Raw genomic sequence first — 23,021 nt, forward strand, 5'->3', positions numbered from 1 at the left:
AGATGTCACGTGAAGTTGTTTTATTTATAGCCGCTAGTTTGGATGGATATATTGCGAAAGAGAATGATGATTTAGAGTGGTTAATGGAAACCGAAGGAGAGGGAGATAACGGTTATACAGAAATGTATGAAACGATTGATACAATCATTATGGGAAAACGAACGTACGATTATGTAGTAGAGCATACAGAAACATTTCCGTACCTAGATAAAGCATGCTATGTTTTTTCTCGTTCAGAAAAAGGTTCAGACGGAAACGTGGAGTTTGTAAATGAAGATGTAGTGGAGTTTACTAAAAGGTTAAAAGCACAAGAAGGATCTAAAATATGGATGGTCGGTGGAGGAGAGCTACTGAGAGAATTCTTTAAGAATAATCTAATTGATGAATATATTGTTACGATTACACCGCATATATTAGGCTCTGGTGTTCCGTTATTTAAAGAAAAGAATCCAGAAATTAATTTAACTTTAACGGATACGAAACGTTTTGGGCAATTTGTCAATTTATATTATAAAGTGAAACTTTAATCAGTGGGTTTTTTGTTCATCTCCCACTGATTATTAGCCTTCACCAATCGGGCTTTTACGGGCAGTTGATACCCCACCTAACTTCTTTGCTTCCGCTGAATTTTGAGGTAGGGGTTTTACTGCCCGGCAAATAGCGGGATAAAGAAACACGACTACCATCAGTAGTCGTGTTTTTGTATAGATGGTAATGAAATGATAAAGCAAGACCCGTGATCGACTTCGCTTGTTACAGTAACATCTCCGCCGTGTAGTTCTACAATTTCTTTAACGATAGATAGTCCTAAACCAGTTCCACCTGTAGCGCGTGATCTTGCTTTATCAACTCGATAAAAGCGGTCGAAAATGTGAGGGAGGTCTTCAGGAGGAATACCTTCGCCTTCATCTTCAATTGTAATGGAGATACTTTTATGTTCTTCTGTAACAGAAATGTTTATATGAGAATGTTCTTTTGAATGTCTATAAGCGTTATTTAACATGTTTATTATAACTTGTTCAAATCGCTGTTCATCTAAGTTTACTACCAGTGTAGGAGGACAAGAGAAAGAAACTGTAATGTATCTTTCTTTATACATGGCATTTACTTTTTCGGCTATGCGAGTAAGGAAGGTGTGTAAATGTACTTCCTTTACTTGAATAGAAAAGTTATGTTGCTCCATTTGTGCAAGTGAAAATAAATCTTGAACTAAGTTCGTAATATAATCAGACTCATCTTTTATAATAGATAAATATCGCAAACGTTGCTCAGGAGATGTGGTTTCTTTTAAAGCAATGTCAGCATAACCTCTTACGTATGTTAACGGTGTTCGTAATTCATGAGCAACACTTGCTAGAAATTCACTTCGCTCTGTTTTCATATAATGTAAATCATTAGCAAGTGTTTGAATAGACGATGCTAGTTCACCAATTTCGTCATTGCGAGTAGTCGTTAACGAAACGGATAAATCGCCTTTACTCATTTTTTCAGTGGCATGTTTCATGTGTAACAATGGTTTTGTTAACAACCGTGATAAGAGAAAGATGGTGATGACTGTCAATAGGAACGTAATGACTCCAGCAATAATGAATTGTCTTGTTAGCCCGTTAACCATTTCCTCGATTGATTCTGTTCCGAGAAACATATATACATAGCCTTCCGTTTTTCCAGCCACTACAATGGGGCTAACTGTACATATATAATTAGATGTTTTCCAATGATTCTCTATAATTGCTCCGTCATGATCTGTCCGTGTTTGCATCTTTTCAATATGCTTTTTTATAGTAGTATTTATTTCGTTGGATTTAGCTAGTACATCCTTATTTGCATTTGTAATAACGACAGTGGTTTCGGCTTCGGATTCCATTAGTGCAACATGGGAAATTGTTTGCTTATCAAAATATTTTTCAAGGACATCTCGGTGACTATTTCCGCGCTTTAATAAAGCTGTCATTTCTTCATTTACTCTATTGTTGACAAGGCTATAATAAAGCAAGACAAATAGAACACTTTCGATTAACAGTGTAACAATTAAAAAATAAAATCCGAGTTGAATAGAAATGCGCTTCATCGTTTAGCTCCTTACTCTAGAGTATCAACCCATCGATATCCGACTCCGTAAACAGTTTTTAAATGGTGATCAATAGGGAAATTTACTTTTCGTAATTTATCACGCAAATTACGAATATGTGAATCGACTGTTCTATCTTCTGTATTTGTATTTAATCCCCAAATTCGTTCAATGAGCTGATCACGGCTTAATACGTAGTTCACATGACGTAAAAATAATCCGAGTAAAGAGAATTCGATTGGAGTGAGAAGAAGTTCTTCATTATAGACAGAAACGAAGTGTTTTGCCTCATCCCATAAAATGCCGTGATATTGTATTTGCGCGTGTTGATTCGTTCGCCTTAAAACAGCTTCAATTCTTGCGAAAAGCTCTTCTTCATGGAAAGGTTTCGTTACGTAATCATCGGCTCCAAGTTTTAACCCTTGAATGACATCTATCGTTTGATCACGAGCCGTTACCATAATGATAGGAACGTTACTAAAGGATCGAATTCTTTTGCACGTTTCCCAACCATCCATCTTTGGCATCATAATATCGAGTAAAACAAATTTGAAGTTTCGATTTTCTATATGTGAAATAGCTTCTTCCCCGGATATTGCACATACGCAGTTGTATCCGATCGGAGTAAGATAAAGTGTTAATAATTCAAGCATTCTCGGCTCATCATCTACGAGTAGTATATCGACCATAGAGTACCTCCACATTTGTAGTTATTATTTAAATTGTAAGTCAAAATCATGAAGAAATGGTGCAGATTATCATGCATCTGCATAATTTCTTCAGAATTGCTTGTTATTGTAAAGGTGAAATTTCATTTTAGGTAATCATATTGGCTCGAAAACGATTCATACGGAGGCGGTATAGTGAAAAAGATGACCCGAATTTTTGGGATAACAATAATTACAGCAGTTGGTCTTGCAGCGTGTGGACAAACGAATACAGATCATAAAAATCATGAATCTACAAAAGAGAAGAAAACAGAGCAAAAGGAAATGAAAATGAATCAGGAGGTAACTGCGCCGAAAGAAATGAACGAAGGTGCATCGAATGATTTATTAACGACAAGCTTAAAAAATGTAACGAGATTAAACACAAACGATCCGTTGCAAATGGCAGTATTAACTTCGCAAACGATATGGCCAGCAACGCATAAAGAGAATCAGCCAGGCGCTATTATTTTAGTACCAGTAACCGAATGGCAATTAGGTATTGCGAGTGCGGACCTTATTCACCATCCGAATAACGGGCCGATTTTATTTATAGAAAAAGAAAAGATACCCGAAATGACGTTAAAAGAAATACAACGATTAAATCCGCTCGGAACGAAAGATGGAACACAAATTATGGTGATGGGGGATGTAGGTGCATCTATCCTAGAGCAATTAAAAGCATATAAAGTAAAGCAAATAAAAGAAACAAATCCAGCTATATTTGCTAAAGATGTGGATAAAGAATATGCCGATATAACAGGAAGCTATCCAAATAGTGTTATTATCGGTTCGTCTGAAGAAGAAGGGCGTTTATATACAACACCAGCTGTAAATTGGATCTCTCATATGCCAGAACCGCTTTTATATACAGAGAAAGATAAGGTGCCAGAAGCAACGATAGAGGCATTAAAGATGAGAAAAGATAAAGCGAATATATATGTATTAGGACCAGAAAAAATCATTTCAAAAGCAGTAGAAAAAGAGTTAAGTAAATACGGGAAAGTAACGCGTATTAGTGGTGAAACCCCAACAGAAAATTCCGTTGCGTTTGCGAAATTTAAAGATACAAAAACGAAATTTGGGTGGGGGTTCACAAAACCAGGTCACGGTTTATCATTTGTTTCAAGTAAAACACCAGACTTAGCAGTTGCGGGAGCACCTTTTTCACATATGGGTAAACATGCCCCTATTGTATTGTTAGAAGAAGGAAAAGCTTCACAACCAGTGTATGACTTCCTTGCTAGTATTCAGCCGAAGTTTAAAGATGACCCAACACTTGGACCGTATAACCACGGCTTCCTATTAGGAAGTACGAGTGATATTTCATTTGAAACACAAGGTATATTGGATGAGAGGTTAGAGATTGTACAAGAAAGTGGTCAAGGGCACGGTGGACATTAATATAATGAACAAGGGCGCTACTAAGGTAGTGCCTTTTTCTTTAGGAAACTTTTACATAGCAAAAATCTCTCTACTCGTTATATAATAGCCTTCGTGCAGTCGGCCAGGTTTTCTTATGGAGAAAATCAAATGAGAAAAGAGTAGAGGAGTGGTATTTTGTTTCAAACGATAAAAAATGATTGGCTCTCCAATGTGAGAGGGGATGTACTATCGGGAATTGTCGTTGCTTTAGCATTAATTCTTGAAGCGATTGCTTTCTCTGTTATTGCAGGCGTGGATCCGACCGTTGGGTTATACGCAGCCTTTTGTATTGCAGTTACCATTTCATTTGTTGGTGGACGAACTGGGATGATTTCAGCTGCAACAGGTGCAATGGCATTATTAATGGTGACGCTCGTTAAAGATCACGGTTTGCAATACTTATTTGCTACAACAATATTAACGGGTATTGTCCAAATTATTTTTGGCGTGTTCAAACTGAGCTCATTTATGAAGTTTGTTCCTAAATCTGTTATGAGTGGTTTTTTAAATTCACTTGGAATTTTAGTTTTTACAGCGCAATTGCCGCATTTTAAAAATGCAACTTGGCAAATGTATGCACTTGTCGTATTAGGACTTGCAATTATATATATATTTCCACGTATTACGACTGCTGTACCGTCTACACTGATTTCCATTATTATTGTGACAAGTATTGCACTTATGAGCGGATTACAGTTGAAAACAGTAGGAGATATGGGAAGCTTGCCGAAAGAATTACCATTCTTTAGTATGCCTGACGTGCCTTTTACACTTGAGACATTAGGGATTATTTTACCGTACGCAGTTATGCTTGCAATTATCGGTTTACTAGAGTCATTATTAACAGCTTCAGTTTTAGATGATATGACGCATACGGAAAGTAATAAACATAAGGAAGCACGTGGGCAAGGTATTGCAAATATTGTGGCTGGTTTCTTCGGAGGAATGGCAGGATGTGCAATGATTGGACAATCTGTTATTAATATTAAATCAGGTGGACGAGGTCGTTTATCAACATTTGTAGCGGGTGGATTTTTAATCGTTTTACTATTTGTTTTAGGTGACTATGTCGTTCATATTCCGATGGCAGCATTAGTTGCAGTTATGATTATGGTTTCAATCGGAACGTTTGATTGGAACTCTGTAACAACGATTCATAAAGTACCAAAAGGAAATGCATTAGTTATGATCGTAACAGTTGTGATTGTCTTAATTACACATAATTTAGCATTAGGTGTAATTATCGGAACAGTAATTAGTGCAGTTTTATTTGCTTTCAATATGGCAAAGATTCACGTGAAACATTTATATATTGAAAATAAGAAAATATACGAAATTCACGGTCAACTGTTCTTTGCATCTACAGCAGACTTTATAAATAACTTTGCATTCAATGAAGATGTAAAAGAAATTGAGTTGAATTTTACTCACGCACACGTATGGGACGATTCAGCAGTAGCCGCAATTGATAAAGTTATCATGAAGTATGAACAAAGTGGCGTGAAAGTAAGTATAACGGGATTAAATGAACGAAGCTCGAAGATCATTTCAAATTTAGCTACTTATAATAAAAGAATTGCTAGTTAGAAGCCTCCTTTTTAGGGGGCTTTATTATATAATACGGGTAGGATAACGAAAAGGGGATTCAGCATATGTACAAACAAATTATATTAGCATGTGACGGTTCTGAACATGCACTTCGAGCAGCGGAACATGCAACGTATATTGCGAAATTTAATGAAGAAACAAATGTTGAAGTTGTGTACGTAGTAGATAATAGAACGGCAAAATCAGATATTATACAAGGTCAAACAGATTTAGAAACAATATCGGCTAGTCGAAAAGATAAATTAAAAGAGATTGAAGGTTTATTAAAGAAAGAGGACATTCCTTATACAATTACGATATTACATGGTGATCCTGGAGATACGATCGTTCAATATGTAAATACAGGGGATATAGACCTTGTTATTGCTGGGAGTAGAGGATTAAATACATTGCAAGAAATGGTGCTTGGTAGTGTCAGTCATAAAATAGCAAAACGTGTGAAATGCCCGGTGATGATTATTAAATAAATTGAGTGATATATTCTGTAGTGTAAGCAAGACCTTGATATAATTCGAGGTCTTTTTTGACGTATAAAGGGAGAGAGCTTGGACATACTAGATATATAGCTTTAAAGGGGAATAGTTAACTTACAAATTTGTAAGTTAGTTGTTAGTGAAATCGATGTTATGAAAATTATTCCATTGGTAAAATAAACATATCGAAGGGGAGAGAGGGAGGATGAAAAAGATGAAAGCATTTCAAAATTTATCATATAGCCAAGGTGTCGGTCTTATTTGTTTAGGGGGATTCGCTGCATCTGTTACGTTAGCTATTTTAATAAAGATGGTTCATCAAATCTTTTAATTTTAGAGTAGGGAAGGAATTGGTTGTTATTAATAGCAAGAGAAGGATTGTAAATAAAAAATAGCTCCTGGCATGTATCTCAGCGCCAGGAGCTATTTTCTTATTTCTCTGTTTCTGCTTTATCGCTTGTTACGCTAACGTTACCCCATTTATATTGATCCACTGGTGTATATTTATAATCTTTTACGCGATTATTTACACCTTTTAAGTCAAATTTATAATGAAGTGGAATTAATGGCACTTCATCATGAACTAATTTTTGCCATTTATCGTATACATCTTTACGGTACTTTTCATCAGCAGCTTTTGGAGAAATACCTTCTTTTAATAATTCTGTGTTTTTGTCAGTAGCCCAACGTGTGTAATTGAACGATGCGTCTTTAGCCCAAATACCAGAAGGGTCTGGATCAGATGCAGTTCCCCAAGCTGCCGCGAAAAGATCAACTTTTGGATCATCTTTTTTAATCATATCGTAGAATGAGTTGAATTCATGCAAGCGACCATCAAGAAGCTCAACTTTTAGCCCGATGTCTTTCCAAGATTGAATAAAGAATTTTGCAAGTGGTTCACTTACATCGCTACCACTCATTGATAAGAAATTAGCTTTAAATTCTTTACCATTCGGATCTTCACGGAATCCATCCCCGTTCGTATCTTTATAGCCAGCTTCATCTAATAACTTTTTAGCTTTCTCTACATCTTTATCATAGGCACCAATTTTATTGTTATGATATTTTGGTAGAGATGGTGGGATTGGTGAGTTAGCCGGATAACGTAGGCCGTGATATAATTTTTCACCAATTTCTTTTCGATCAATAGCATACGCCATCGCCTGACGTACACGAACATCTTTAAATTTCTCTTTATCCATCACTACTTCTTCTTTTTCTTTATCCATATGGCCTAATTTAAAGCCGATATAACTATAGTATAAATCGGTTTTACCGACTAATTGTGCATTTTTTAATTTACTTACATTTGGATATTGATCTGCACTTACTTCAGCAATGTCAATATCGCCATTTTTTAAGGACGCGTTAACAACGGAAGGATTAACAACTTTTAAAACCATGCTTTTCAGCTTTGGTTTTCCACCATAATAGTCATCAAAACGTTCAAATTCAACGGATTCTCCAGGAGTAATTTTCTTCACTTTAAAAGGTCCAAAACCAATTGGGTTTTTACGGATTTTATCAGATTCTGCTAATTTATCGATTGGTACATCTCCTAAATATTTCTTATGAAGAGGGTATGCCCAAAGCCCAGTTTTCACTGAAGGATTCGGCTCTTTATATGTAATCGAAATTGTTTTTGGATCCGTTACTTTTATACCTGAAATTTTGTCAGCTTTTCCATTGTGGTAATCTTCCATACCTTCAATCATTTGCATTTGAGTGTCATAGCGAGAACCGGCATATTGTTTGCTACCAATTACAAGATAAGAATATTCTAAATCCTCTGCAGTAACAGGATTTCCATCATGCCATTTTACATTATCTTTAATTTTCAGTGTAATTGTCTTTTTATCTTTAGAAATTTCATATGTAGCAGCACCATCATTCGTGTATTCCCAGTTTTCGTCATTTGATAATAAAGATTCATCGAAAATGGTAATGACTTGGTTATCAGGATCTCCTTCATATACAGCGAAGTTCAAAAGTCCTTCAAATGGTGTGTTAGAAACAAGACCATATGTTAATGAACCATCTTTAATTTCCTTTTTATCATTTTTAACAGATGCACTAAATTTATTTGTATCTACTTTTTTTGTGCTGCTCGTTTTTTCACTACCACCACTGCCCCCACATGCTGAAAGTAGTAATGTTGAAACCGCAAGTGTACTTAATACTTTGAAAAATTTTGGCTTATTTGTCATTTCTTCCACCCCTTATCCTTTTCTTTGTCTTGCGTCGGCCGAACGGCGTAGCGCTTGACCAATAAAATTTATACACAGCATCAATGTTAAAATCATGACTGATGCGGGTAACCAAATCCACCATTTCTCTTGTAATACATCTGGATTTCTAGCATAACTAACAAGTGTACCAAGGCTTGGTGTACTTTCTGGTAGACCAAATCCTAAGAAAGTTAGACCAGATTCAATACCGATGTTTCCAGCAAGGTTTAATGTAATGCTAACAATGATAATGGAACTTAAGTTAGGTAGTACTTGGAAAAGGATGATTTTCCAGTTTGGTGTTCCTAAAGTTTTAGATGCAGAGACATAATCTAGTTCTTTTTCAGTTAATACTTTTGAGCGAATTAATCTTGCCTTTCCTGTCCATAAGAACACGCTCATAATTAAAATGAAAGTAAAGATATTGAATGTAGGAACAAGTGTAATAAATACAATTACAAGCATTAAAAATGGTAAAACCATAACAAAGTCGATAATGCGCATAATGATATTATCAATAGCTCCTCCAAAATAACCGGCAATTAATCCAATCGAAAGGCCAATTAAACAAGAAAGAATAGTAATTGCTAATCCAATTGTAAATGAGTTACGTGTACCAATAATAAGTTGGCCGAAAATATCGCGTCCTCCGTAATCTGTTCCTAACCAATGTTCAGCAGAGGGAGGAGCATAAATAGCGAATAAATCAACTCGTACAATATCTTCTTGTTTCATAATAAAAGATGTTGCGTAGACTGCTAGTAATAAGATTGCTAGGAAAACAAGTGAAAACATTGCTAATTTATCTTTACGAAGTTCTCGCCACATAATAGAGAAACCAGAAGGGCTTTTTTCGTAATGAACAACTTCAGTTTGTTTTTCAGGGTTTGCTAACATAACGTCTGCTCCTTTCTTTAATCAATACGAATACGTGGATCGACGATGCTTAGAATAATATCTGAAAGGAGAGTTCCAAGTAACGTTGCAAATCCAGTAAACATAACGAGTGCAGTTATTACACTAAAATCGCGTTGAGAGATAGATTGTATAAATAGCTGTCCAATTCCTGGGTAGCTAAAAATACTTTCTAAGAAGATGGCACCGCCAACCAATCCTGTAATTTCATAACCTAAGAAGGCTGCAATTGGTAAGAATGAATTTCGTAAAATATGTCTAGAATAGATTTTTGATTCTGGAACACCTTTTGCTCTTACTGTACGAACAAAATCTTTATGTTTCGTATCGATAATTTCGCTTCGTAAATATTGAACTGTACCAACTGTTGCAATTAATGCGCCGGATAAAGCTGGTAATAGAAGGTGATTCAATTTGCTTAAATAGTAAGCAAATGTACCTGTTGCAACTTGAGGATCGACGCTACCACCGGTTGGGAATATTGCAAACTTAAATCCGAATAGGAAGAGCATAATTAATGCAAATATAAATAGCGGTGTAGCAAATCCTAGATAGTTGTAAATGGTAATGAGTCGATCAGCCCATGTATCATTCCACCGCCCACTTATAACTCCTAGTGGTATGGCAATTAAATAAGTAAGAATAAGAATGACAAGTGCTAAAGATACTGTATTTCCAAGTCGTTCTCCAATTAAATCGGTTACTTTCATTTTATGTGCATAGGAAATACCGAAGTCACCTTGGACGGCATTTTTAATCCAGCGAACATATTGTGTTGCAACTGGGTCATTTAATCCAAGCTTTTCACGTTGTTCTTCAATCACTTTTGGATCCGCTTTTGGATTCATCGCTCTGCCGGTTAAGGCATCGCCTGGCATTGCCTTAGCTAGTAGAAAGACAAGTACACTTAACACGAATAATTGCGGGATCATTACTAAAAATCTCCGTAATATAAACTTCCACATGTTTTATCACTCCCTTATGGTAATGCCACCCGGTGCGTTGGCGAGATTGCTTTTAAGTCATAAGCCCGACCGTGTTCATTGAAATAATTTTCGTATGATTTCTCGTATTCAGAGCTTACTTGTTGACGGAGCTTACGCTGTCTCTCTCTGTTTTCAGGACGAATATCAGGAATTGCTGATATTAGGCGCTTCGTATAAATATGTTGCGGATTACTATAAATTTCTGCACTAGTTGCTTCTTCGACGATGCGTCCGCGATACATAACACCGATACGGTCACACATATGACGAATTACACCTAAATCATGACTAATGAATAAGTATGTTAGTCCGAGCTCAGCTTGTAAATCTTGTAAGAAGTTTAATACTTGAGCTTGTACAGAAACATCCAGTGCTGATACAGGTTCATCAGCGATAATAAGCTTCGGTTTTAATGTAAGAGCGCGTGCAATACCAATCCGCTGCCTTTGCCCACCGGAAAATTCATGTGGATATTTATAAATTGACTCTGGATTTAGACCAACTTTATCAAGATATTCTTGAACTGCTCTACGTTCTTCATCAGGTGAGAGCTTCTCAAAATTTCGAAGAGGCTCAGCAATAATGTCGAGAACACGTTTCTTCGGATTTAATGATGAATACGGATCTTGGAAAATCATTTGAATATCTTTTCGTTGTTCACGTAGCTCAGAGCGACTTAACTTTGTTAAATCCCTATTATTAAAATGAATGCTACCCTCTGTTGCTTTCGTTAAATGCATAATTGCTTTACCCGTTGTTGATTTGCCACTTCCTGATTCACCAACGATCCCATATGTTTCACCTGGTTGTAATTCAAAACTTACACCATCGACAGCACGCACGTAATCTAATGTGCGGCCGAAGAAACCACCTTTAATTGGGAAATGTACTTTTAAATCTTCTACTTTAAGCAGTGCCATGAGTTACGTCATCTCCTTTCTTATCTTGGAAGTTGAAATGCTTGTAGCAAGTACAACGCACCCAATGGTCTGGCTTTACTTCATGTAAAATTGGATTTTCCTCGTGCTGATCAGGTCTAATCCATGGAATTCGAGCTTGGAAGCGACAACCTGTGCGAGGAAGCTTCGCTAACGAAGGAACCACCCCTTGAATTACATGCAATTTTTCTTTTTCAGCATACGCAGATGGAATGGAGTTTAATAGAGAACGAGTATATGGGTGAAGAGGGTTATTAAAAATCTCTTCAACTTTTCCTGTTTCTACAACTTGTCCGGCGTACATAACGACGATACGATCGGCTGTTTCTGCGACAACACTTAAATCATGGGTAATTAAAATGATGCCCATTTTCGTTTGTTCTTGAATAGATTTTAGTAAGTCTAAAATTTGTGCTTGGATGGTTACGTCAAGAGCCGTTGTTGGCTCATCAGCAATAATGAGTGCTGGGTTACAAGCAATTGCAATTGCGATAACAATTCTTTGTCTCATTCCGCCAGATAATTCATGTGGGTATTGTTTATATGTAAGTTCTGGTTTTGGAATACCAACTTGATGGAGTAGTTCTAAGGTGCGTTCTTTCTTTTCAACTTTTGAAAGGCTTGTGTGGTAGTCTAAGTTTTCTTCGATTTGTTTTCCAACTGTCATGAGAGGATCAAGTGCTGTAAGAGGTTCTTGGAAAATCATACCGATGTTTGATCCGCGTACTTTATTCATCTCTGCGGCTGACATAGTTAGTAGATCCTTATCTCTATAGTTAAGCTGCCCTTGTAATTTTGTATTTGCTTCATTATGCAGTCGCATAATAGAAAGGGCAAGTGCACTTTTTCCGCAACCTGATTCACCAACGATCGCGACAATTTCATTTTCATGGACAGTTAACGAAACATCATCAACTGCGGCATGATAGTGATCTTGTATGCGAAAGGAAGTCTGTAAGTTTTCAATGCGAAGAAGTGGATTCTTCATGGCTATCCCTCCATCTTTTCAGAAAAGACTAAATATTTTGTATGTTGTTATTTTAATATAAAATGACAATGTTTGACAAGTATAAGTTGAGAAAATATTCAAAAATCTTTTTATACAGAGATTGAATGCTGTTATATAAGGTGTTAAAGTAATTTGAAAACGCTAACATATAAAAAGAGGAGAATAAATCTTTTGTAAGAAAAAAGATTTATATGTAGAAAAAAGAGAGGTGTTCTGGAAAGAACAGTCTCTCTTTTTTTGATAAGAATAATATTAGTACTTAAGCTTGTTTTGGTTTTGCAGGTCCTGTCTTTAAAGTAAGAGCAAGGAAGAACATTGCAAGTACACAAGATACAAGTAATAAGATGAATCCGCCATCCCATCCGAATGCATCAACGATAAAGCCCATAGCTGCGCTAGCAAAAGTAGCTCCACCTAGGTAACCGAAGAAACCAGTTAAACCAGCGGCAGTTCCAGCAGCTTTTTTTGGTGCTAAGTCTAGTGCGTGTAGACCGATTAACATAACAGGTCCGTAAATTAAAAATCCAATCGCGACAAGTGCGATACTATCAACCATTGGATTACCAGGAGGGTTTAGCCAGTAAACAAGAACGGCGATAAATACACCAACCATAAATAAAATACCAGCAGGTGCGCGGCGTCCTTTAAACAGTTTATCACTCATCCATCCGCAAAGAAGTGTACCTGGAATACCAGCCCATTCGTATAGAGCGTAAGCTGTACGAGAGCTACTATGAGTGAAACTTTTTTCCTCTACTAAATAAGTAGGAGCCCAGTCTACAACGCCGTAACGTACGAAATAAACGAAAACGTTCGCGATAGCGATGTACCATAAAAATTTATTGTTTAGTACGTATTTAAATAAAATTTCTTTTACTGAAAGTTCGCGTTCTCGATCTTTTACTTTTTCATCTGATGGATATTCTCCAGTATGTTCTTCAATAGAAGGTAATCCACAAGATTGAGGTGTATCTCTCATCGTAATTAATACATAAATACCAACTAAAATTGAAAGAATACCTGGGAAGTAAAAAATACTCTTCCAGTCATTTGCGAAGAAGTATAAGCCTAATGTCACAAGAGAAGGCATTAGTGCGCCACCGACATTATGAGCAACGTTCCAAATAGACATTTTTGTACCACGTTCACTAATAGAGAACCAGTGAACCATCGTACGACCACAAGGAGGCCATCCCATACCTTGTACCCATCCATTTAAAAACTGAAGGACAAACATAAGTATAATGCTCGTTGTAATGAAAGAAAATGAGCCGAAAATAATATTAATGATACCTGATAAAAATAGCCCAGCTGCTAAAAAGTAGCGAGGATTACAACGGTCGGATACGATACCCATAAGAAATTTACTTAATCCGTAAGCGATAGAAACTGCTGAAAGGATAACCCCAAGTTCCCCTTTGCTAAAGCCTTGTTCGATTAAGTATGGCATTGCTAGTGAAAAGTTTTTTCGAACAAAGTAGTAACCTGCATAGCCGATGAAGATACCTAAGAATACTTGTAAACGTAATTTACGGTATTCGCTATCAACGCGATCAGCTGGTAAGCGTTCCGCGTGGGGTGCAGGTTTAAATAATTGTGTGAAAAACATAAAATGAAAATCCTCCCCTAATGAATTCGAAATGTTGTAAGTCTGAGAGAATATAAAAAGGCCATGAAATATAAAAAAGTTTCCTTTTTTATGATTCATAGCCGTATACTCCGATTCTCCGTGACTGTCAATATTAACTTCGTCGAAAATTATACAACTTTGTGACAAAAATGTAAACGTTTTTATAAATAAAAAGTGTTGACGAATTTTATTCGTGGGATTAATATTTAAATACATTAAATATTTTATTGCTTAAATAAGAGGTGGATAACATGCCAAATGATATGACGCATATCGATAAAATTCAAGCTCTTGCCTTTTCGATTGGAAAGAAAATGCAGACGGAGTTATTAGAACAAATGCAAGCAACAGGACTTACACCACCGCAGTTTTATATTTTAAAGATTTTAGATCATTACGGTGCTTCAAGAGCGACAAAATTAGCGAAAAAGATGTATGTAAAGCCTAGTGCAATTACAGTCATGATTGATCGCCTAATTGATCAAGAGCTTGTAGAACGCTACCACGACAAAGATGACCGTCGTGTTGTCATCATTGAGTTAACAAAAAAGGGGAAAGCTAGAGTAGAAGAGGCAATGATCGCTCGTAATGAGCACATTGCAAAATATTTCTCACATTTAGAATTACAAGAAAGAGAAGATTTGTTACGCCTCTTTGAGAAGTTAGAAACAATTATTTGCGGGACACAAGAGAAAAAAGAGAATAACTAAGAGGAATTGAGGAGATTACATGGAGCAACAAGAAAACATAAATAGAAAGTTGCTGTTAATCGGTTTAATAATCGCGATGCTATTTGCTGCATTAGATGGAACAATCGTTGGTACAGCAATGCCGCGTATCGTCGGTGAACTAGGCGGATTAAGCTTAATGACATGGTTAACAACAGCTTATATGTTAACATCAACAACAGTTGTACCAATTGCAGGTAAATTAGCGGATTTACTTGGCCGTCGTAACGTATATATAACAGGGCTAGTTATCTTTATGGTTGGCTCAGCGTTATGTGGTATGGCAAATGGTATGACAGAATTAATTATTTTCCGTGGTATTCAAGGTCTTGGTGGCGGTATTATGATGCCAATGGCTATGATTATTATCGGAGATATGTTCACGGGAAAAGAACGTGCGAAATGGCAAGGTATTTTTGGTGCGTTATACGGTCTTGCTTCTGTAATTGGACCACAAGTGGGTGGTTGGATTGTAGACGCAGTGAACTGGAGATGGGTATTCTACATTAACTTACCGGTTGGTATTTTAGCAACAATCTTTATTGCAATGGGATTAAAATCACATAAACAAACAGGACCGATTAAAATTGATATTGCTGGGATCTTTACGATGATTCTCGGTGTTGTAAGTTTACTACTTGCATTAACGTTTGGCGGGAAAGAGTACCCATGGGATTCTTGGCAAATTATCGGGTTATTTGCATTAGCTCTAATTGGTATTGTTAGCTTTATTATCGTTGAAACAAAAGCAGAAGAACCGATTTTACCGATGCATTTCTTTAAAAATCGCACGTTTACATTACTGAATGCGATTGGATTCTTTATGAGTATCGGAATGTTCGGTGCGATTATGTTCGTACCATTCTTCATGCAAGGAATTGTAGGAGTAAGTGCTGCTGAATCCGGAACAATCATGACGCCAATGATGATTACTATGATTGTGATGAGTATTATCGGTGGGCAACTTGTATTAAAAGTTGGTGTAAAACCGCAAATTATTACAGGAATGCTTATTATGGCTGGTGGTTTCTGGTTATTAACAACGATGGATATGCACACAACTAAATTAACTGCCACTTCTTATATGATGGTTATCGGTTTAGGAATGGGTCTTGTAATGCCAACATTAACATTAGCGTTACAAGAAAGTTTCCCGAAAAAAGATCTTGGTGTCGTAACATCATCAAGTCAGTTTTTCCGTCAAATCGGTGGAACATTTGGTATTACAATTTTAGGATCAATTATGAATAACACTTCAGGTACAACGTTAACAAAGAATTTAGTACCTGTATTAGATACATTCCCGAAAGAAGCGGGACAAATGGTAACGAAATTCAAAGATATGATTCATACAGACCCACAAGGTTTATACTCGATGCTATTTAGTCCAGAGGCATTAAAACAAATGCCAGAAGCATTCGCTAACAGCATTGTACCAATTCTGAAAAACTCATTAGTAGACTCACTTCATACTGTATTCTTAACAGGATTAGTATTTATCGTGGTAGGTGCCATCTTTACGATTTTCTTACAGAAGATTAAACTATCAGATCGTAAAAAAGGTACTGAAGAGCCAGCTGCAGAGGAAAAAGAACAAACTGTATCATATTCGTAATGAAAAAGCATCGCCTTATGGCGGTGCTTTTTTTGAGTATAACCTTAAAAGCTTTTTTCGTGAGAAATGATTGACGTATTTCTAGAAATGCGTTATATTATTTTCTGTAAACGGTTACACGAAATGGAGAGGGAAGAGAATGAGTACGATTAAAGACGTTGCAAAATTAGCGGGAGTATCTGTTGCGACCGTTTCCAGAGTGTTAAATAAAAATGGATATGTTCATGAAGATACATTAAAGAAAGTAGAGCGGGCAATTGAGATGCTAGATTATAAACCTAGTACCGTAGCGCGTTCACTGTATAATAAAAAATCTCGTTTAATTGGCTTAGTTGTTCCAAATATCGTGAATCCATTCTTTCCAGAAGTTGCACGTGCCGTAGAAGATGTAGCACATAAGGAAGGATACACAGTTGTCCTTTGTAACTCTGATGAGAGTTTAGAGAAAGAAAAGCAATATATTGATGTACTTAGGCAAAATAATGTGGATGGATTTATTGTAGCAACAAATCCACAAAATAGTGTTAATTACATGAAGTTGTCTGTTCCAGTTGTTGCAATTGACCGTATGTTTAATGAGCGTATACCTACTGTATATGCAGATAACTATGCAGGGAGTCAGGCAGCGACAAAGTTATTAATAAATAAAGGTTGTAAACATATTGCGCATATTCGTGGACCGCGTGACATAAGCACTGCTAATGAACGTTTTGAAGGCTTTGTAGACGTTATTACGCAAAATAATCTTTCTTATATGATTGCAGAGAGTACATTTGATCCAGCTAATAGTGAGCGTGTAGCGGTGGAATTATTAGAAGAATACCCACATATTGATGGAATTGTTGCTGGAAATGATTTAATTGCAATAGGTATTGTAAAGGCTGCACTTCAAAAGGGGATTTCTATTCCAGATGATTTACAAATTATCGGATTCGATGGAATTTCTTTAACCGAAATGATGTATCCATCTATTACAACGGTTGCACAGCCAATTTATGAGATGGGGAAAATTGCAACAGAGCTGTTGTTAGAGCAGATGGAAGGAAACGTATTAGAAGAGAAACACTATCGTTTACCGATTGAAATTATAGAACGAAATACAACGAAGTAAGGAGATGAAACAGGTGCCAAATATTGCAGTAGTAGGTAGTATTTCAATGGACTTAGTGGCTGTATCAACAAAACGCCCAAAAGCAGGAGAAACAGTAATTGGTGAAGCATTTCATACAATCCCAGGAGGGAAAGGAGCTAACCAAGCAGTGGCTGCGGCTAGATTAGGCGCAAATGTAGCGATGGTTGGCGCGGTAGGAAACGATAATTATGGAACTGTAGTTAGGAAAAATTTGGAGAACGAACGTGTTTTTATCGACTATGTGGTACCGGTTACAGATGTGGCAACAGGAATTGCTCATATCGTTTTAGCAGAAGAGGATAACAGTATTGTTGTCGTGCAAGGGGCGAATGCTCTTGTAAATGAGTCGATTGTAGATCGTTCAAAAGATCTTCTTATAAAAGCAGATATGGTTGTTCTTCAACTAGAGATTCCACTTGAAACAGTAAAATATGTATTGGCCATTTGTGAGGAACACAAAATCCCAGTTATGTTAAATCCAGCACCAGCACAAGTGTTATCAGAAGGTATTTTAGAAAAGGTAACTTATATTACGCCAAATGAACATGAGTGCCGCATCGTATTAGATGATTTCACATCACCAATTGAAGATTTACTGGCTAAATATCCAAATAAACTATTGATGACAGAAGGTTCTAACGGTGTTCGTTTCCATAATGGTACGGAGATTGTACATGTTCCTAGCATTGCTGTTGATGTAGTAGATACGACTGGAGCTGGTGATACATTCAATGGTGCATTAGCAGTTGCACTTTCTGAAGGAGAAGCACTTCAAAAAGCAATTCGTTTTGCGAATATTGCTGGTGGCCTTTCTGTAACGAAGCTTGGGGCACAAGGCGGTATGCCAACGAGAGATAAAGTACGTGAAGTGCAGGTGATTGTCGGATGAAAAAGCACGGTGTATTAAACAGTGAGATTGCATCAGTCCTTGCTTCACTTGGGCATACAGATACAATTGTAATCGCAGACTGCGGGTTACCAATTCCCGACGGAGTAAAACGAATTGATTTAGCAGTTGAGATTGGAAAACCTAGCTTTTTAGACGTATTGCAAGTGGTAGCTGATGATATGGCAATTGAAAAAGTGACGTTAGCAGAAGAAGTCATTAATAATAATGTGGAAGTAAATAAAGAGATCGAGCTGAAACTAATAGAGCCAGCATTTGAATATGTATCTCATGAACAATTTAAAGAGCATACGAAGAAAGCGAAGGCGATTATTCGTACAGGAGAGGCTACTCCTTATGCCAATGTAATTTTACATGCAGGCGTGATTTTTTAATAAAGGGAAGTGATGGGAATGCGTATTGAAATGAAAAGTATTTCAAAGGCGTTCAATGGCAATCCTGTTTTGAAGAATGCACAGTTTATGATTGAAACAGGAGAAGTTCATGCATTGATGGGGGAAAATGGAGCGGGTAAATCAACGCTCATGAAGATTTTAACAGGTGTATACAAAAAAGATGGTGGAACAATCACGATTGATGGACAAGAACGAATTTTTAAAAATGCGAAAGAAGCTGAAGAGTACGGTATTGCATTTATACATCAAGAATTGAACATATTATCGAACTTAACAGTAGCTGAAAATATGTTTCTCGGTAAAGAGTTAATGTATGGGAAGACAGGTATTTTACGTACTCGTCAAATGAACGCGATTGCGCAGCAGCAACTAGCGGAGTTAGGGCTACACGTAAAAGGTGCTATGTTGGCAGGAGAGTTATCGGTTGGACAACAGCAAATTATCGAAATTGCGAAAGCGTTAATGACAAACGCGAGCGTTATTATTATGGATGAACCTACAGCTGCATTAACAGATCGTGAAATTGAAACGTTGTTTACTGTCATTAATAAATTACGTAAAGAAGGCGTTTCGTTCGTTTATATCTCACACCGAATGGAAGAAATTTTTTCAATATGTGATGCCATTACGATTTTACGTGATGGGGAATATGTCGGAAAGAGATTGATTCCGGAAACATCGTTTGATGAAGTAGTGAGTATGATGGTGGGGCGCAGCATTGGTGAACGTTACCCAGAACGAAATAGTCAAATTGGCGATGTTATTTTTGAAATGCGTAATGGAACGAAAAAAGGGAAGTTTGAAAATGTTTCGTTTCAAGTTAGAAAAGGTGAAATCCTTGGTGTTGCTGGCTTGATGGGAGCTGGCCGTACAGATATTATGAAAGCGATATTTGGATACGAACCGTTAGATTCTGGCCAAATTTTCATAAGTGGACAAGAAGTAAAGATTGATAGTCCGATAGATGCGATTAGACAAAGAATAGCCTTTATTACAGAGGATAGAAAATCTGAAGGGTTAGTGTTAGATTTCTCAATTCGAGAAAATTTAGCTTTACCGAATTTAGAGAGTCTTTCAAAGGGCAGTGTCTTAAGTAACGAATTAGAACAGCAGTTTACAGCGGATATGATGAAGCTACTTAATGTGAAAGCATCTAGTGGAGAGCAAGCAGTGAAATCTCTTTCTGGTGGAAATCAGCAAAAGGTTGTTATTGCAAAATGGCTAGGTATCCACCCGCAGTTACTCATTTTAGATGAGCCCACAAGGGGTGTAGATGTTGGAGCGAAAAAAGAAATTTACTCGATTATGAATAAGCTTACTGAGCAAGGCGATGCCGTTATTATGGTATCATCTGAGCTTCCAGAAGTTTTAGGAATGAGTGATCGCGTTCTTGTCATTCATGAAGGAAAAGTCGGAGGCATTTTAGAGAAAGATGGGGCATCACAAGAGTCTATTATGGCACTAGCTACAGGGGGAGAGTAAGAATGGCTAAGAAGGGGAATGTATTACAGCAACTCGGTTCTTTAATCGGTTTAGTATTAATTATCGTCGTAATTACAGCTTTAAATCCAGCATTTATTGAAATTCCAAATTTATTTAATATACTGCGTCAAGTATCGATTAATGCGCTTATTGCATTCGGAATGACCTTTGTAATTTTAACAGGGGGTATTGACTTATCGGTAGGTTCTATTTTAGCATTATCAAGTGCACTTGTTGCTGGAATGATGGCAAGTGGCATGGACCCGTTTCTTGCAATGGCAGTTGGATTAGTGGCTGGTCTTATAATGGGGATTGTAAACGGTATCATTATTGCGAAGGGAAAAGTAGCTCCATTTATTGCGACGTTAGCAACAATGACTATTTTTCGTGGGTTGACGCTTGTTTATATGGACGGACGTCCGATCACTGGTCTTGGTGATCATTTAATGTTCCAAATGTTTGGACGTGGTTATTTTCTCGGTATTCCGGTACCAGCTGTTACAATGATGATCGCTTTCGCAGTACTGTACTTCATTTTGAAGAAAACGACATTTGGTCGCCGTACATTTGCAATTGGTGGAAATGAAGAAGCAGCAGCACTATCAGGTATTAATGTTACGAGAATTAAAGTAATGATTTATGGTCTTTCCGGAATTTTGGCAGCGCTTGCAGGTATTGTCTTAACATCACGACTAGATTCTGCACAGCCAACTGCAGGTACTTCTTACGAATTAGATGCAATTGCAGCAGTTGTATTAGGTGGAACAAGTCTTTCTGGAGGAAGAGGCTGGATCGTTGGTACATTCATCGGTGTACTCATTATCGGTGTACTAAATAACGGTTTAAATTTATTAGGTGTATCTTCTTTCTTCCAACAAGTTGTAAAGGGACTTGTAATCTTACTAGCTGTATTAATTGATCGTCGAAAAGAAGCGTAATGGAGGGACAGTTCATGAAGAAATGGTTACTTATACTCGTTGCATGTATTATGGTCATTACTGCTGGTTGTTCAATGGAACCACCAGAATGGGCAAAGGATTCTAGCGATAAAGGTCGAAATAAAACTATTAAAGTTGGATTCTCTGTTTCAACTTTAAACAATCCATTTTTTGTGACTTTGAAAAAAGGGGCAGAAAAGAAAGCGAAAGAAAGCGGCATTGAATTGATTGCTGTTGATGCACAAAATGATGCAGCAAAGCAAACAAATGATGTTGAAGATTTAATTCAAAAAGGTGTCGATGTAGTTGTTATTAATCCAACCGATTCAGATGCTGTTGCTTCAGCAGTAAGTGCGGCAAATGCAGCAAATGTCCCTGTTATTACTGTAGACCGCGTTGCAAATTCAGGTAAAGTTGTTTCTCACATTGCCTCTAATAATATTGAAGGTGGTCAAATGGCTAGTGATTACATTCGTGAATTAGTTGGCGAGGGAGCAAATGTTGCTGAATTAGAAGGAATCCCTGGCTCTTCTGCTGCTCGTGAGCGCGGGAAAGGATTCCATAACGTAGCGGATAAGTCTTTAAAAGTAGTTGCAAAACAAGCAGCTGATTTTGATAGAGCAAAAGGATTATCTGTTATGGAAAACATTTTGCAAGCAAATGGTGATATTAAAGCCGTGTTTGCGCATAACGATGAAATGGCATTAGGGGCACTTGAAGCATTGAAGTCTTCTGGAAAAACAGATGTGATCGTTGTTGGCTTTGATGCAACAGAAGATGCTGTAAAGGCGGTTAAAGATGGGCGTATGGCTGCAACAGTTGCTCAAAAACCGGAATTAATCGGGGAGAAGGCGATGCAAACAGCAAAAGAAATCACGCAAGGTAAAAAAGTGGACAAATCTATTCCGATTGAATTAGAGCTTATTAAGAAAAATAAATAAATATAAAATGAAAACCAGGAAGGAAGAATAACAAATGAAATTCTTTATTGATACAGCAAACATTAACGAAATTAAAGAGGCAAATGCATTAGGCGTAGTAGCTGGAGTAACGACAAATCCATCACTTGTAGCAAAAGAAGGCGTAGATTTCCATGAGCGTATTCGTGAAATTTGCAGCTTTATAGAAGGACCTGTAAGCGCAGAAGTAATTAGCTTAGAAGCTGATAAAATGATTGAAGAAGGGAAAGAATTAGCGAAGATTGCTCCAAACGTTGTTGTAAAAGTACCAATGACAACGGAAGGTTTAAAAGCAGTAAAAGCATTCTCTGATTTAGGAATTCGTACAAACGTTACATTAGTATTCTCAGCAGTGCAAGCATTGCTTGCAGCTCGCGCTGGTGCAACATACGTTTCACCATTCTTAGGTCGCTTAGATGATATCGGTCATAACGGCATGGACTTAATTCGCCAAATTGCAGAAGTCTTTGCAATTCACGGCATCGAAACAGAAATTATTGCAGCATCTGTACGTCACAGTGTCCACGTAACAGAAGCAGCATTAAATGGTTCACATATTGCAACAATCCCAGCAAACGTAATTGCTTCATTAGTGAAGCACCCATTAACAGATCAAGGAATTGAGAAATTCTTAGCTGATTGGGAAAAAACACAAGAGAAATAATAGAAAATCAAGAATCCTAGTTTAATTGACTAGGGTTCTTTTTTTATTTAAAAGAATTTTCATGCAATTTTGCATATTGTCTTTTAAATTTGTTATATAAGCTATTTAATATATATCAAATCACTTTTTATTTTTCATATTTCGACATAAAAAGGTAGAGGTTCTGACCAGAAAACTGGAGGGCATGATTCTATAACAGAAAGCTTAACGT

The 23,021-nt window shown here is 37.0% G+C and carries 22 protein-coding genes; 14 read left to right on the forward strand and 8 right to left on the reverse strand.

Annotated elements, in window-relative coordinates; all coding sequences use genetic code 11:
- The first annotated feature begins 2 nt into the window (after positions 1-2).
- Complete coding sequence (locus PDL00_RS22910; protein ID WP_242255432.1) at positions 3-527, forward strand: dihydrofolate reductase family protein; 525 nt, start codon at positions 3-5, stop codon at positions 525-527.
- Between the two features lie 158 nt (positions 528-685).
- Here PDL00_RS22910 and PDL00_RS22915 read toward each other — a convergent pair whose 3' ends face one another.
- Together PDL00_RS22915 and PDL00_RS22920 are read right to left on the reverse strand one after the other, a co-directional pair.
- Complete coding sequence (locus tag PDL00_RS22915; protein WP_270731259.1) at positions 686-2,071, reverse strand: sensor histidine kinase; 1,386 nt, start codon at positions 2,069-2,071, stop codon at positions 686-688.
- Between the two features lie 11 nt (positions 2,072-2,082).
- Entirely contained in the window at positions 2,083-2,760 is a 678-nt protein-coding gene (locus PDL00_RS22920) for a response regulator transcription factor (RefSeq protein ID WP_242255436.1), read from the reverse strand.
- A 174-nt stretch (positions 2,761-2,934) separates the two neighbouring features.
- On the opposite strand from PDL00_RS22920, the gene PDL00_RS22925 reads away from it, so the two are divergent.
- From PDL00_RS22925 to PDL00_RS22940, 4 genes are all read left to right on the forward strand, one after another.
- The gene (locus PDL00_RS22925; protein ID WP_242255438.1) at positions 2,935-4,182 is read left to right on the forward strand and encodes a cell wall-binding repeat-containing protein; all 1,248 of its coding nucleotides are present in this window, start codon (positions 2,935-2,937) and stop codon (positions 4,180-4,182) included.
- A gap of 156 nt (positions 4,183-4,338) precedes the next feature.
- The gene (locus PDL00_RS22930; protein WP_270731260.1) at positions 4,339-5,790 is read left to right on the forward strand and encodes a SulP family inorganic anion transporter; all 1,452 of its coding nucleotides are present in this window, start codon (positions 4,339-4,341) and stop codon (positions 5,788-5,790) included.
- Between the two features lie 65 nt (positions 5,791-5,855).
- A complete protein-coding gene (locus PDL00_RS22935; RefSeq protein WP_242255442.1) occupies positions 5,856-6,278 on the forward strand; it encodes a universal stress protein in 423 nt (140 codons plus the stop codon).
- A 211-nt stretch (positions 6,279-6,489) separates the two neighbouring features.
- Complete coding sequence (locus PDL00_RS22940; RefSeq protein ID WP_000738294.1) at positions 6,490-6,615, forward strand: DUF4027 family protein; 126 nt, start codon at positions 6,490-6,492, stop codon at positions 6,613-6,615.
- 100 nt (positions 6,616-6,715) lie between these two features.
- Here the strand turns inward: PDL00_RS22940 and opp4A are convergent, their stop codons facing one another.
- The 6 genes from opp4A to glpT all read right to left on the reverse strand — a co-directional run bounded on the left by opp4A (position 6,716) and on the right by glpT (position 13,969).
- Positions 6,716-8,491, reverse strand: coding sequence for an oligopeptide ABC transporter substrate-binding protein (opp4A, locus tag PDL00_RS22945; RefSeq protein WP_242255444.1), 1,776 nt, complete (start codon positions 8,489-8,491; stop codon positions 6,716-6,718).
- A gap of 12 nt (positions 8,492-8,503) precedes the next feature.
- A complete protein-coding gene (locus PDL00_RS22950) occupies positions 8,504-9,409 on the reverse strand; it encodes an ABC transporter permease (RefSeq protein WP_087979438.1) in 906 nt (301 codons plus the stop codon).
- A 17-nt stretch (positions 9,410-9,426) separates the two neighbouring features.
- Positions 9,427-10,392, reverse strand: a complete 966-nt coding sequence (gene opp4B, locus PDL00_RS22955) for an oligopeptide ABC transporter permease (RefSeq protein ID WP_098254745.1) — start codon at positions 10,390-10,392, stop codon at positions 9,427-9,429.
- Between the two features lie 14 nt (positions 10,393-10,406).
- Positions 10,407-11,333 (reverse strand): ABC transporter ATP-binding protein, encoded by a 927-nt coding sequence (locus tag PDL00_RS22960; RefSeq protein WP_242255446.1) that lies wholly within the window; start codon positions 11,331-11,333, stop codon positions 10,407-10,409.
- Positions 11,320-12,339, reverse strand: a complete 1,020-nt coding sequence (locus tag PDL00_RS22965) for an ABC transporter ATP-binding protein (protein ID WP_242255447.1) — start codon at positions 12,337-12,339, stop codon at positions 11,320-11,322. Before PDL00_RS22965 ends, PDL00_RS22960 begins: the two co-directional genes overlap by 14 nt.
- Before the next feature lie 280 nt (positions 12,340-12,619).
- On the reverse strand, positions 12,620-13,969 hold the full coding sequence (gene glpT, locus PDL00_RS22970) for a glycerol-3-phosphate transporter (protein ID WP_270731261.1): 1,350 nt from the start codon (positions 13,967-13,969) through the stop codon (positions 12,620-12,622).
- A 272-nt stretch (positions 13,970-14,241) separates the two neighbouring features.
- Here glpT and PDL00_RS22975 point away from each other — a divergent pair, with 272 nt between their 5' ends.
- From PDL00_RS22975 to fsa, 9 genes are all read left to right on the forward strand, one after another.
- On the forward strand, positions 14,242-14,700 hold the full coding sequence (locus tag PDL00_RS22975) for a MarR family winged helix-turn-helix transcriptional regulator (RefSeq protein ID WP_078419432.1): 459 nt from the start codon (positions 14,242-14,244) through the stop codon (positions 14,698-14,700).
- Positions 14,701-14,719: 19 nt separating this feature from the next.
- Positions 14,720-16,333, forward strand: coding sequence for an MDR family MFS transporter (locus tag PDL00_RS22980; protein WP_270731262.1), 1,614 nt, complete (start codon positions 14,720-14,722; stop codon positions 16,331-16,333).
- Between the two features lie 139 nt (positions 16,334-16,472).
- Positions 16,473-17,444: a ribose operon transcriptional repressor RbsR gene (gene rbsR / locus PDL00_RS22985; RefSeq protein ID WP_270731263.1), complete on the forward strand. Its 972-nt coding sequence runs from the start codon at positions 16,473-16,475 to the stop codon at positions 17,442-17,444.
- Between the two features lie 13 nt (positions 17,445-17,457).
- A complete protein-coding gene (rbsK, locus tag PDL00_RS22990; RefSeq protein WP_270731264.1) occupies positions 17,458-18,354 on the forward strand; it encodes a ribokinase in 897 nt (298 codons plus the stop codon).
- Complete coding sequence (gene rbsD / locus PDL00_RS22995) at positions 18,351-18,746, forward strand: D-ribose pyranase (protein ID WP_063261562.1); 396 nt, start codon at positions 18,351-18,353, stop codon at positions 18,744-18,746. Before rbsK ends, rbsD begins: the two co-directional genes overlap by 4 nt.
- Before the next feature lie 18 nt (positions 18,747-18,764).
- Positions 18,765-20,249, forward strand: coding sequence for a ribose ABC transporter ATP-binding protein RbsA (rbsA, locus tag PDL00_RS23000; protein ID WP_270731265.1), 1,485 nt, complete (start codon positions 18,765-18,767; stop codon positions 20,247-20,249).
- Positions 20,250-20,251: 2 nt separating this feature from the next.
- Complete coding sequence (locus PDL00_RS23005) at positions 20,252-21,187, forward strand: ABC transporter permease subunit (RefSeq protein ID WP_061676340.1); 936 nt, start codon at positions 20,252-20,254, stop codon at positions 21,185-21,187.
- A 14-nt stretch (positions 21,188-21,201) separates the two neighbouring features.
- A complete protein-coding gene (rbsB, locus tag PDL00_RS23010) occupies positions 21,202-22,128 on the forward strand; it encodes a ribose ABC transporter substrate-binding protein RbsB (protein WP_242242578.1) in 927 nt (308 codons plus the stop codon).
- A 34-nt stretch (positions 22,129-22,162) separates the two neighbouring features.
- The gene (fsa, locus tag PDL00_RS23015; RefSeq protein ID WP_270731266.1) at positions 22,163-22,810 is read left to right on the forward strand and encodes a fructose-6-phosphate aldolase; all 648 of its coding nucleotides are present in this window, start codon (positions 22,163-22,165) and stop codon (positions 22,808-22,810) included.
- The last annotated feature ends 211 nt before the right edge of the window (positions 22,811-23,021 follow it).

The organism is Bacillus cereus group sp. TH152-1LC (assembly GCF_027710505.1).
Taxonomy (GTDB): Bacteria; Bacillota; Bacilli; order Bacillales; family Bacillaceae_G; genus Bacillus_A; species Bacillus_A mobilis.